The 12,497-nt window shown below is 62.0% G+C and carries 10 protein-coding genes; 4 read left to right on the forward strand and 6 right to left on the reverse strand.

Annotation, left to right across the window (positions count from 1 at the left end):
* The 6 genes from accC to J5M56_RS21200 form a co-directional block, all read right to left on the reverse strand.
* A partial coding sequence (gene accC / locus J5M56_RS21175; protein WP_207937713.1) for an acetyl-CoA carboxylase biotin carboxylase subunit occupies nt 1-1,312 on the reverse strand: 1,312 nt, incomplete at its 3' end.
* A 17-nt stretch (nt 1,313-1,329) separates the two neighbouring features.
* Complete coding sequence (accB, locus tag J5M56_RS21180; protein ID WP_207937714.1) at nt 1,330-1,797, reverse strand: acetyl-CoA carboxylase biotin carboxyl carrier protein; 468 nt, start codon at nt 1,795-1,797, stop codon at nt 1,330-1,332.
* A 101-nt stretch (nt 1,798-1,898) separates the two neighbouring features.
* Nucleotides 1,899-2,351 carry a type II 3-dehydroquinate dehydratase gene (aroQ, locus tag J5M56_RS21185; RefSeq protein WP_027920816.1) on the reverse strand — a complete coding sequence of 151 codons (453 nt, stop codon included), beginning with the start codon at nt 2,349-2,351 and terminating at the stop codon, nt 1,899-1,901.
* Nucleotides 2,352-2,530: 179 nt separating this feature from the next.
* The gene (locus J5M56_RS21190; protein ID WP_207937715.1) at nt 2,531-4,306 is read right to left on the reverse strand and encodes a protein-disulfide reductase DsbD; all 1,776 of its coding nucleotides are present in this window, start codon (nt 4,304-4,306) and stop codon (nt 2,531-2,533) included.
* A gap of 182 nt (nt 4,307-4,488) precedes the next feature.
* A complete protein-coding gene (locus J5M56_RS21195) occupies nt 4,489-6,450 on the reverse strand; it encodes a methyl-accepting chemotaxis protein (RefSeq protein WP_207937716.1) in 1,962 nt (653 codons plus the stop codon).
* A 98-nt stretch (nt 6,451-6,548) separates the two neighbouring features.
* A complete protein-coding gene (locus J5M56_RS21200; protein ID WP_207937717.1) occupies nt 6,549-7,928 on the reverse strand; it encodes a diguanylate cyclase in 1,380 nt (459 codons plus the stop codon).
* A gap of 246 nt (nt 7,929-8,174) precedes the next feature.
* Between J5M56_RS21200 and J5M56_RS21205 the strand changes: the two genes are divergently transcribed.
* The 4 genes from J5M56_RS21205 (at nt 8,175) to speA (ending at nt 12,480) form a co-directional block, all read left to right on the forward strand.
* Nucleotides 8,175-9,242, forward strand: coding sequence for a DUF2333 family protein (locus tag J5M56_RS21205; RefSeq protein ID WP_060480532.1), 1,068 nt, complete (start codon nt 8,175-8,177; stop codon nt 9,240-9,242).
* Between the two features lie 2 nt (nt 9,243-9,244).
* Nucleotides 9,245-9,781, forward strand: coding sequence for an NUDIX hydrolase (locus J5M56_RS21210; RefSeq protein ID WP_186476432.1), 537 nt, complete (start codon nt 9,245-9,247; stop codon nt 9,779-9,781).
* A 262-nt stretch (nt 9,782-10,043) separates the two neighbouring features.
* Nucleotides 10,044-10,415 (forward strand): translation initiation factor Sui1, encoded by a 372-nt coding sequence (locus J5M56_RS21215; protein WP_207937718.1) that lies wholly within the window; start codon nt 10,044-10,046, stop codon nt 10,413-10,415.
* Nucleotides 10,416-10,566: 151 nt separating this feature from the next.
* On the forward strand, nt 10,567-12,480 hold the full coding sequence (gene speA, locus J5M56_RS21220; RefSeq protein ID WP_060480529.1) for an arginine decarboxylase: 1,914 nt from the start codon (nt 10,567-10,569) through the stop codon (nt 12,478-12,480).
* Nucleotides 12,481-12,497 lie beyond the last annotated feature (17 nt).

A 12,497-nucleotide genomic window follows, 5' to 3' on the forward strand; every position in this document is an offset into this window, starting at 1 on the left:
CGCCGCCTTTGCAGAAACCTTCATCACGCACCAGGTCACGGTGCAATGGGATGTTGGTCTTGATGCCGTCGACGACGATCTCGTCCAGGGCATTGCGCATGCGCGCCATGGCTTCGTCGCGGTCCTTGCCGTAGGTGATCAGCTTGCCGATCAGCGAGTCATAGTTCGGCGGAACCGAATAGCCGCTGTACAGGTGCGAATCGACGCGCACGCCGTTGCCACCTGGGGCATGGAAGTGCTTGACCTTGCCTGGGCTTGGAATGAACTTCTTCGGGTCCTCGGCGTTGATCCGGCACTCCAGCGAGTGGCCACGGATCACCACGTCTTCCTGGCGGAACGACAGCTTGTTGCCAGCGGCGATGCTCAGCATCTCCTTGACGATGTCGATACCGGTGACCATTTCCGACACTGGGTGCTCAACCTGCACCCGGGTGTTCATTTCGATGAAGTAGAAACGGCCGTTTTCGTACAGGAATTCGAAGGTACCGGCACCGCGGTAGCCGATTTCGATGCACGCGTCGACGCAACGCTTGAAGACTTCCTGACGGGCCTTCTCGTCGATGCCTGGGGCCGGGGCTTCTTCCAGCACTTTCTGGTGACGGCGCTGCAGCGAGCAGTCACGGTCGCCCAGGTGAATGGCGTTGCCCTGGCCGTCGGACAGTACCTGAACTTCCACGTGACGTGGGTTGGTCAGGAACTTCTCCAGGTAGACCATCGGGTTGCCGAAGGCAGCACCGGCTTCGGTACGGGTCAGCTTGGCCGAGGCGATCAGGTCCTCTTCCTTGTGCACCACGCGCATGCCGCGGCCACCACCGCCACCTGCGGCCTTGATGATCACCGGGTAGCCGACGTCACGGGCGATCGCCAGGGCGACCTCTTCGTCTTCCGGCAGCGGGCCATCGGAGCCCGGCACGGTCGGTACGCCCGACTTGATCATCGCGTCCTTGGCCGAAACCTTGTCGCCCATCAGGCGAATGGTGTCAGCTTTCGGGCCGATGAAGGCGAAGCCGGACTTTTCCACCTGCTCGGCGAAATCGGCGTTTTCCGCGAGGAAGCCGTAACCCGGGTGAATCGCGGTGGCGCCGGTGACTTCGGCGGCAGCGATGATCGCCGGGATGTGCAGGTAGGAATCCTTGGACGATGCAGGGCCGATGCAGACCGACTCGTCTGCCAGGCCCAGGTGCATCAGTTCACGGTCGGCCGTGGAGTGCACGGCGACGGTCTTGATGCCCAGTTCTTTGCAGGCACGCAGGATGCGCAGGGCAATTTCCCCACGGTTGGCGATCAGGACTTTTTCGAGCTTCCCAGACATCGTTGGCTCTCCGCGATTCAAACGATGGTGAACAGCGGCTGGTCGAACTCAACCGGCTGGCCGTCTTCAACCAGGATGGCGTCGATGACACCGCCAACATCGGCTTCGATGTGGTTCATCATCTTCATGGCTTCGACGATGCACAGGGTGTCGCCTTTCTTCACGCTCTGGCCAACTTCAGCGAAGTTCGGCGAGGTCGGCGAAGGCTTGCGGTAGAAGGTACCGACCATCGGCGAACGGATCACGGTGCCTTTGAGCGCTGGTGCGGCAGCGGCGGCTTCGGCGGCAGGGGCAGGGGCAGCAGCAGCGGCAACCGGGGCAGCAGCAGGAGCGGCGACCGGAGCCGGTGCGAAGTACTGCTGCGCAGCAGGGGTTTTGCTGTGGCGGCTGATACGAACCGACTCTTCGCCTTCCTTGATCTCCAGCTCGTCGATGCCAGACTCTTCCAGCAGCTCGATCAGTTTCTTGACTTTACGGATATCCATTAATCATCAACTCCCAAAGGTTCGGTCAGGGGGCGAAATGTAAAAAACGTATCTGAACGTTTCTCTATAACCCCGGCCTGCTCAGGCCGGGGTTTTCGTTATCAGGGCTGTGCGTTGGCAGCCAGCTGTTCCAGCGCGGACTCAAGGGCCAGGCGATAACCGCTGGCGCCCAGGCCGCAGATCACCCCTACGGCGACATCTGAAAAGTAGGAGTGGTGACGGAACGGTTCGCGTTTGTGCACGTTGGACAGGTGCACTTCGATGAATGGGATGCTCACCGCGAGCAATGCGTCACGTAATGCGACGCTTGTGTGGGTGAAAGCAGCCGGATTGATCAGGATGAAGTCCACACCCTCGTTGCGTGCGGCATGAATACGCTCGATCAGTTCGTACTCGGCATTGCTCTGCAGGTATTGCAAATGGTGGCCAGCGGCACGGGCACGCTGCTCCAGGTCCTGGTTGATCTGGGCCAGGGTCACGGCGCCGTAGTGGCCCGGTTCGCGAGTCCCGAGCAGGTTCAGATTGGGGCCGTGAAGCACCAGTAGGGTTGCCATCTGCGGTTTCCTTGGATTTGTAGGGCAATTCGACACAGCGCGGCGAGTGTGCCGCAAAGCGACGGCAAGTGTCCAGTTCCCAGCAATAGCCAGCACGTTGCCCGAGTTTCGCGCGAAGTATGTGACCAAATAATCCAATCTGGTCACTCAGTGGGGGAAACTTCCCGGCACCCGGGAAGTTATAGACTCAGTTTGCCGCGCACGCGCGCCAGAATTTTTGCGAATTCGCCGGCGTTGATCTCGCCTATCACCCGATCGGTGGTCATTTCGCTGCCGTTCGCCGCAAAGAAAAGCAGCGCCGGTGGCCCGAACAACTGATAGCGATCGAGTAACGCGCGCTGTTCGTCATTGCTTTGGGTGATATCGAAACGCAGCAGTTTGAAGGCGGCCAGTTGCCCTTGCACCTGCGGTGCATTGAGCACTTCATGTTCGATCACCTTGCAGCTGATGCACCAATCGGCGTACCAGTCCAGCAGCACTGGCTGGCCGGCGGCCTTGGCTTGGGCCAGGGCATTGTCCAGGGCGGCTGGGGTAGTCACCGTTTGCCATGCGCTCGTAGTGGTCGCGACCGTGCTGTTGTTGCCAGCGGAGGCTGGCAACGGGCGCAAAGGATCGCCTTGGCCACTCAGGGCGCCGTACCAGCAAGCCAGGGCATAGACCAGCAACGCCAGGCCCAGCAGTTGCGCCAGCCGCTGACGCGGTGTTTTGACCACCAACTCCAAGGCGCCGAGGAACAGCGCCACGCCAGCTGCCAGCAACCCCACCAGCAACAAGGTGGCTGGGCCCGGCAGCACCCGGCTGAGCAGGCCGATGGCCAGGCCCAGCAGCAACACCCCGATGGCGTTTTTCACGGTGTTCAGCCAGGGCCCGCTTTTGGGTAGCCAAGCTGCTCCGCCCGTGGCGATCAGCAGCAAAGGTGCCCCCATGCCCAGCCCAAGGGCGAACAGTTTCAGTGCGCCACCCAGCGCATCGCCGCTGGCGCTGATATAAAGCAAAGCCCCAGCCAGGGGCGCCGACACGCAGGGTGAAACCAACAGGCTGGAAAGCACACCGAGCACCGCTGCGCCAAGCAGCGACCCGCCTTGCGTGCGGTTGGCGACGTTGTCCAGGCGCTGGCTCAAGGCATGCGGCAGCCTCAGCTCGAAAAGGCCGAACATGGCCAGGGCGAACACCACGAAGAACAGCGCGAATGGCCCCAGCACCCAGGCCGATTGCAGGCGAGCCTGCAGATTGAGGCCGGCACCGAAAAGGCCCATCAGCGCGCCCAGCACGGCGAAACTTGCGGCCATCGGCAGCACATAGGCCAGCGACAATGCAAGGCCACGCATGCCACCGACCTGGCCACGCAGGACCACGCCAGAAAGAATCGGCAGCATCGGCAGGACGCAGGGGGTGAAGGTCAGGCCTACGCCGGCGAGCAGAAACAGCAGCAGCGACTTCCAGGACCAGCCCGGTTCGCTGCCTGCCTGCGCCGCAGTGGTTGGCGCAGGCCCCTGCCCATCGATATTCAGGCGTTCGGTTTGCGGCGGGTAGCACAAGCCCTTGTCGGCGCAGCCTTGGTAGCCGACCAGCAGCGTGAAGGCGCGGTCATCGGTGCGAGGGATTTCGATGTCGAGCACACCGTGGTAAACCTCCACATCGCCGAAGAATTCGTCGTGCTTGGCCTCACCTTTTGGGATGTTCGGTGCGCCCAGGGCGATATCGGCCGGCTCCGTCTGGAAGTGGAAGCGGTGGCGGTACAGGTAGTAACCATCGGTGGCGACGAAGCGTAGCTTGAGGGTTTTTTCGCCGGCCTCGACCAAGCTGAGTTTGAAGGCTTCGTGTACCGGCAAGAAGTCGGCATTGTTGGACAGCGAAGCGGCGCCGAGGGTGGCGCTGGGGCGGTTGTCGAGCAGGCCCGACGCGAAAACAGGGCTGGCCAGCAGCAGGAGCAGAACGAAAAACAGGCGGCGCATGGCGGACTCGCGAGGTGGAACGTGGCCGCATGATAACGGAGTTGGCGAAGGTTGGCAGTGCAGTGGATGGCAGGGCGACACATGGCCGCTGGTGAATTCATCGCCCGTTCCGGCCTCTTCGCGGCTGAAGCCGCCCTCACGCAGTGGGCAACCTCTGGGGCTTTAGCCGCGAATAGGCAACCTCATACCCTGAAAGCGCGCACCGCCTTGTTCAGCTCACCACCCAAGCTCAGCAACTGCTCACCTTGCTCGCGCCCTTCAGCAATTTGTTGCAAGTTGTCTTCGCCCAATGTGTGGATGCGCTCACTGTGATCTCGAATCTCGCTCACCGCGTCACTTTGCTGTGCCGTGACATCAGCGATGCGCACTGCGGTATCGGCGATCGTGCGGATGGCATTGACGATCTCATCCAGTGCGCCATCTGCTGCCTGGGCCTGGTCGGCGGTAGCCTCGGCGTGTTGCAGTTGGGCGCGCATGCCCGCCACCGACTCTCGCGCCGCCAATTGCAGGCGGTCGATCAACGCCTGGATCTCACCTGTCGCGCCAGTGGTGCGCTGGGCCAGTGAGCGCACCTCGTCGGCCACCACCGCAAAGCCACGGCCCATCTCGCCCGCACGTGCAGCCTCGATGGCAGCATTGAGTGCCAGCAGGTTGGTCTGCTCGGCGATCGAGCGAATCACCGTCAGCACGCTGCCGATGGTGGCGGATTCTTCGGCCAGCTGCTCGATCATCCGCGCGTTGCCCTGCACTTCGTCGACCAGCGCTCGCAGCCCCGAAAGGCTCTGGCCGATCACTGCCTGCCCCTGCTCCACGGCGCGCCCGGCATCGCGGCTGGCGTCGGCGGCAGAGCTGGCGTCGCCTGCCACCTGCCCAATGGTCGCTTCCAGCTCCCCCAGTGCGTCGCGAATCTGCCCAGTATCGCCGGCCTGGCGCTCGGCACCCCGGTGCAGCGCGGCGCTCATGCCCGCCAGGGCATGGCTGCTGCCAGCGACCTGCTCGGCGTTGTGGCGGATGGTGCCGACCAGCGCCACCAGGTACTGGCGTAAGCGGTTGAGCGATTCCTGAATGTCATGCAGCTCGCGGTTGGTCTTGCCCAATGCGATGGGCGCCGCGAAGTCGCCTTCTGCCCAGAGCGACAGTGCCGGGGCCAGGCTGGTCAAGGTGCGGGCCAAGCGCCGTTGCAGGCTGTCGATGAGCAAGGCGATCAGCAGGATCAGGCCAATCATCGCAGCCTGAATCATGCGTACTTCACTGGCAATCTTGCCGTGTTGGGCGCGCACTTGGGGCTCTAGGCTGGCAATGGCCTGTTGCACGGCAGCCAGGTGCTGGGTGGTGCTGTCGGCCAATGCCGTGCGGCGCTCGATTTGCTGGCGGGTACGCTGCAGTTCGGCGGGGTAGCGGTTCAGCAGGCTCTGCAGCTCGCGCTTGAGGCCGACCGCCACGTCTTCCTGCTGCTCGCTGGCCTGGGATTGCAAGCCCATCATGGCAGCGAAGTCGTCGCTGCCTGACTCGGCGCTGCGGGTTACCCCCAGCAGTGGCAGGCCTTCGATGACGCTGGCCTGGCTGCGGATCAGCTGCAGTTCGCGCTCGACCTCTTCAGCCAGCTCGGCGCGGCCGCTGCTGACCAGTTTGTCCCGGGCCAGCGACAAGCGGCCCAGGTGCACGCTGGCGTCGAGCACAGGCAGCAAATAGCGCGCGGCATCGCTGCTGGCGCTGTCGCGGGCATAGGCGGCTAGCTGTTCGAGGTTGGCGCCCAGCTCACGTTCGGCCTGCAGCAGCAGCGCTTGCGGGTCGCCGGCCAGTTTGCCGGCGGCGAGCAACTCGTTGGCAGTGAAGGCTTGCAGGGTGCTCAGGCTAGGTCGCAACTGGTCGGCAAGCGCTGATGGCCATTGGGCCAATGAGGCTTCAAGTTGGGTATTGGCCTCGACGGCCGCTGCGTGGCGCAAGGCATCGCCACTGGCAAGGTACGCCTGAACATTGCGTACGCTCTGGTTTTGGAACTGCTGCGAAAGCAACAGGTAGCGCTCCATCAGCTGGTAAGGGCGCTCCAGGGCACGTTGCGACCACCACAACGTTGCCTCCAGGGCAATGCAAACGGTTACCAGCAAAAGGGTGTTGAAATTGGTCAGCCACTTCAGGCGCATAGCCACGAACTTCCTGCAGGGAGTCGAGAGATAGGTGCTTGAATTTATGGCGAATTTGTTACCGGGTGATGACGATGATGGCCTTGCGCTACTGCCGCCTAAGGTTCAACCCGCACTACGCAGTTGCGCCCTGCATGCTTGGCCCGATACAACGCCTCATCGGCAGTACTGGCCATGCTCAGTGCGTCCAGGTCAGCGTCCAGTTGCACCACCCCAGCGCTGAAGGTGCATTGCAGATCCTTGGGCTGCGCGGGGTACAGAATCTCGGCGAAGCGCCGGCGAATCTCGTCCAGCACTTTGTGCGCGTCCTTGAGCGAGGTATTGGGCATGACGATGGCGAATTCCTCACCACCGTAGCGGCCGATGAAATCGGTTTTGCGCAAGCGTTGTTTGAGAAACAGCGCCAGGCTTTTGATCACCCGATCACCCATGGGGTGGCCGTGGCGGTCGTTGATCTTCTTGAAATGGTCGATATCGAGCATGGCGAAGCTTAGCGGGCGCCCTTCGCGGCGGGCGCGGTAGGTGCAGTCTTCGAGCAGTTGCAGAATATGCGTGTGGTTGTACAGCCCGGTCAGGCTATCGCGAACCATGCGCGCCTTCAGGTGGCGGGCACGGGCTGCACGGTTGCGCACGGTGGTGATCAGGTGGCGCGAGCGGAACGGCTTGGTAAGAAAATCGTCGCCACCTTCGCTCATGGCGTCCAGCTGCTTGTCCAGATCATCTTCGGCAGACAAGTAGATGATCGGTACGCTGACGTACCGGTCGTTGTGGCGGATCACCTTGGCCAGTTCAGGGCCTGAACAGGTCGGCATGTAAAGGTCGAGAATGATCAGGTCGGGTTGAAAGTCGGCAAGCTCTGCCATGGCGCCAATCGGGTCGTTCAAAGTGCGGGTCAGCATCCCGGCACCTGTCAGTACCCGTTCTGTGTGCAAGGCCTGCGTACGTGAGTCATCGACGATCAGCACGCGCAACGGATCTTGCTGGGCGTGACTGGTGATGGCTTCGAGTTTTTCCAGCAGACTGGAGGCCTCCAGCGTACCGGTCAAAAACGCTTGGCCGCCGGCCCGCACCGCAGCAAGGCGGGTGGGTGTGTCCGCTTCGTGCAGGCTGAAGAACAATAACGGTATGGGTGCCTCTTGCCCTAGTTGAGCCCGCGCGGCCAGCTCCAGGCCAGTGCCGGGGCCTGCGTAATCGACATCCATGACGATCGCCGCAGGCGGTTGTTCGGCCAGTGATGCCAGAAAGGCATCGGCGCACGCCAGCGGCTGGGCGCTCAGGCCAAAAAACTCCAGTTGCTGAGCCAGGCGCTCGGCGCGTTCATGGTCATGCAGCAACAGATAGACGGGTTTGCGCACAGGCAGCAGGTCCAGCCGATCAGGCTGATCGCCGTGGCGTAGGCGGGTGCGCGACAGGCGCTGCAATAGCTGTTCGAGCTCCCGTGGGAGGCGGTCCTTGCTCGGCTCGGCTGCTTGGGTCATGTCCTGACTACTTATTAGAGGGCTATGCAGGGGCGATGATGGCTCCATGCTAGCACTCCTTTTTGCTCTTGCACGTGCTCCGGGTCAACAAAGCTTCAAGAATCAATATTCAGTTATTGACCGATTGGTCGCTTATGCGTAAGGCAGTGTCTGCTTTATAGTGCTGCAATGCGGGCTTGCCGTGGCACCCTGGCACAGGCCTGTGGTCAAAGCCCCTAACCGTCGTGACTGATTAAGGACAAAGCCATGCTGGACTGGAAAAACCGCGAGGCCAAAGCCGAGCCCCGTGAGCGTGTGGATGGCCGTAGCGCTGCAGCCCGTAGCTACTTCGGTGGCCTCTGGAGCCGCGCCCTTGGCACGTTGATCGGCCTGTATCTGCTGGTCTGCATTGGCCTGGGCTGGTATTGGAGCGAGGAGCCGGCGTTGTTCCCGGTGCAGCAGAATGCCCAGGCTGCCGCCGAGCGCAACGGCCAGCAGATGGTGATCGGTTACACCACCGTGGAAACCCTCAAGACCGTCGCCAGTACGCTGCTGGACAAACCGGGCGGCTACATTTCCAACGACCGCTTCCCGCCTGGCCTGTGGATGGACAACATGCCGAGCTGGGAATACGGCGTGCTGGTGCAGGTGCGCGACCTGTCCCGTGCCCTGCGCAAGGATTTCGCCCGCTCGCAGTCGCAGTCCACCGAAGACGCCGACCTGGCCAAGGCCGAGCCACGCTTTAACTTCGACAATAAAAGCTGGATTCTGCCTTCGAGCGAATCGGAGTTCGAAGAGGGCATCAAGTCGCTGTCGCGCTACCAGGCCCGCTTGGCTGCTGGTGACAAGGGGGCGATTTTCTATACCCGTGCCGACAACCTGAACAACTGGCTGGGCGATGTCGCCACGCGCCTGGGCTCGCTGTCGCAGCGCCTTTCGGCCAGTGTTGGCCGTGTCAAACTCAACACCAACCTCAAGACCGAATCGGTGGTCGCAGGCCAAGCGCCGCAGGTCGATGAAGAGGTGGTGGAAACGCCGTGGCTGCAGATCGATAACGTGTTCTACGAAGCCCGAGGCCAGGCGTGGGCGCTGTCGCACCTGCTGCGCGCCATCGAGGTCGATTTCGCCGACGTGTTGGCCAAGAAGAACGCGACTGTCAGCGTGCGTCAGATCATTCGCGAGCTGGAAGCGTCCCAGGAACCGCTGTGGAGCCCGATGGTGCTCAACGGCAGTGGGTTTGGCATGTGGGCAAACCACTCGCTGGTCATGGCCAACTACATTTCCAGGGCCAACGCTGCGGTAATCGACCTGCGCCAACTGCTTTCGCAGGGTTGAGCATGGCCATCGGCGCCAACGAGGTCGCCCACCGGGCGGCCTCCGACCGCGAACTGGTGACTTGGGTGGATGCACAAGACCAGGTGCTTGGCGCTTTGCCCAGGGCCGAGCTGCGTGAGCGCGGCTTGATCGGCCGTTGCACGTTCATCCTGCTGTTCAACGGTGCCGGTGAGTTGTGCGTGCACCGGCGTACCTTGAGCAAGGCGCTGTACCCTGGGTATTGGGACGTGGCGGCCGGCGGCATGGTCGCAGCAGGTGAGGCCTATGCCGAATCGGCGGCCCGTGAGCTGGCGGAAGAATTAGGCATCGAGGGTGCCGAACTGCGCTTTCACGAGCGCTTCTATTTCAACCAGCCCGACAACCACCTGTGGTGTGCGGTGTATTCGGCCGTTTCGGATGCGCCGCTGCGGTTGCAGCCCGAAGAAGTGAGCGAGGCGAAATTCATCAGCCTCGAGCGTGCCGAGCAGGAGAGCCTGACCAAGCCCTATTGCCCGGACTCGCTGGCGGCCTTGCAGCGCTACAAAGCCAGCCTTTGTTGACGGCTAAAGCCCATACCTGGGGTGTGCGCAGCTCCTGTAAGCGCGGCTTTTCAGCCCAATACCGGCGCTGGCGATGCCATACATCGCATCGCTTGATTGGCAGGTCTAGCCACTTCTACACAACAGCCTGATTTATCGTTACACTGCGCGCCCTTTTCGGGCTGTCGCAGGATCTTGCGACAGTAGCGCCGCCCCTGCCAGAGTGGGGCTTCGCGGTCGGCACCCGCCGACCAGTTTTTGTCCTCAGCACAGAGGAACAAAAGTGGCCAAGAAAGCTTCTTCCTTCGCCGCCCTTGGCGGTCTCGTTTTCTCCACCGATGCCGGTCGGCACTGCCCTGACTGCAGCCAGCCCGTGGACGCCTGCACCTGCAAGCAGCAGGTCATCCCCGAGGGGGACGGCATCGCCCGCGTGCGCCGTGAAAGCAAAGGCCGTGGTGGCAAGACCGTGACGACCGTCACCGGGGTGCCGCTGCCGCTCGACAAGCTCAAGGAATTGGCCAGCACGCTCAAGCGCCGCTGCGGTACCGGCGGCGCACTCAAGGAGGGTGTGATCGAGATCCAGGGCGACCACGTCGAGCTGCTGATTGCCGAGCTGATCAAGCAGGGTTTCAAGGCGAAAAAGTCCGGCGGCTGACCAGCCCACGCTTTTTTGCCCAACGCTTTCTAAACTCGTTGTCGTGACCAGGGTCTACCCCGGGGGCACGGACTAATCGTCATTTTTGGCTTTTACACTGCGCCCGCCTGCTTGTGGGGCAGTGTCTTGCACTTATCTATAGGGGACTTGAATGTCCGTACGACGCACACGCAAAGACGATGGTAGCCAGTGGACTGTGGCCGACAGCCGCAGTGTATATGGCATTCGCCACTGGGGCGCAGGGTATTTCGCCATCAATGAGGCCGGGCGCGTCGAAGTGCGCCCCAATGGCCCAGACAGCTCGCCGATCGACCTGTACGAACAGGTCGATGAGTTGCGCAAGAGCGGTTTGTCGCTGCCATTGCTGGTGCGCTTCCCCGACATTCTGCAAGACCGTGTGCGCCAGCTGACCGGCGCGTTCGACGCCAACATCGCGCGCCTGGACTACCAGAGCCAGTACACCGCGCTGTACCCGATCAAGGTCAACCAGCAAGAAGCCGTGGTGGAAAATATCATTGCCACGCAGAACGTCTCGATTGGCCTGGAGGCCGGTTCCAAGCCCGAATTGCTGGCGGTGTTGGCCCTGGCACCAAAGGGCGGCACCATCGTCTGCAATGGCTACAAGGACCGTGAATTCATCCGCCTGGCGCTGATGGGGCAAAAGCTCGGCCACAACGTGTTCATCGTTATCGAAAAAGAGTCGGAAGTTGCCCTGGTGATCGATGAGGCAGCCGAACTCAAGGTCAAGCCGCAGGTCGGCCTGCGCGTGCGCTTGTCGTCGCTGGCCTCTAGCAAATGGGCCGATACCGGTGGTGAGAAGTCCAAGTTCGGCTTGTCCGCCGCTCAGCTGATTTCGGTGGTGCAGCGCTTCCGCGATGCTGGTCTGGACCAAGGTATCCGCTTGCTGCACTTCCACATGGGGTCGCAGATCGCCAACCTGGCCGACTACCAGCACGGCTTCAAGGAAGCCATCCGCTACTATGGCGAACTGCGCGCATTGGGCTTGCCGGTCGACCATATCGACGTGGGCGGTGGCCTGGGCGTCGACTACGACGGCACCCATTCGCGCAATGCCAGTTCGATCAACTACGACATGGACGACTACGCAGGCGTGGTGGTCGGCATGCTCAAGGAATTCTGCGACGCGCAGGGCCTGCCGCACCCGCACATCTTCTCCGAGAGCGGCCGCTCGCTGACTGCACACCACGCCATGCTGGTGATTCAAGTCACCGACGTGGAGCGGCACAACGATGAAGTGCCAACCATCGAGAACAAAGAAGCCTTGCCCGAAACCGTGCAATGGCTGGTGGACCTGCTGGGCCCGACCGACATCGAGATGGTCACCGAAACCTACTGGCGCGCGACCCACTATATGGGTGACGTGGCGGCGCAGTATGCCGATGGCAAGATCAGCCTGGCTGAGAAGGCCCTGGCAGAGCAGTGCTACTTTGCCGTGTGCCGTCGCCTGCACAACTCGCTCAAAGCCCGCCAGCGCTCGCACCGCCAGGTGCTTGACGAGCTCAACGACAAGTTGGCCGACAAGTACATCTGTAACTTCTCGGTGTTCCAGAGCCTGCCGGATACCTGGGCCATCGGCCAGGTGCTGCCGATCATACCGTTGCACCGCCTGGACGAGGAGCCGATGCGCCGTGCAGTGCTGCAGGACCTGACCTGCGACTCCGATGGCAAGATCAACCAGTACGTCGACGAACAGAGCATCGAAACCAGCATGCCGGTGCATGCGCTCAACGAAGGCGAGGACTATCTGCTGGGCGTATTCCTGGTGGGCGCCTACCAGGAAATTCTGGGTGACATGCACAACCTGTTCGGTGATACCGACTCGGTGAACATCTACCAGAATGCCGACGGTAGTGTTTATCACGCGGGCATCGAAACCCACGACACCATCGAAGACATGCTGCGCTACGTGCACCTGTCTCCTGAGGAATTGATGACCCACTACCGCGACAAGGTAGCCAGCGCCAAGATCAGCCCGCGGGAGCGAACCCAGTTTCTGGATGCGCTGCGTTTGGGGTTGACCCGGTCCTCTTACCTTTCTTCGTGATTGGGGGTGTCCGGCGC

It is taken from the genome of Pseudomonas sp. 51_B, from assembly GCF_017491595.1.
Lineage (GTDB): Bacteria > Pseudomonadota > Gammaproteobacteria > Pseudomonadales > Pseudomonadaceae > Aquipseudomonas > Aquipseudomonas promysalinigenes.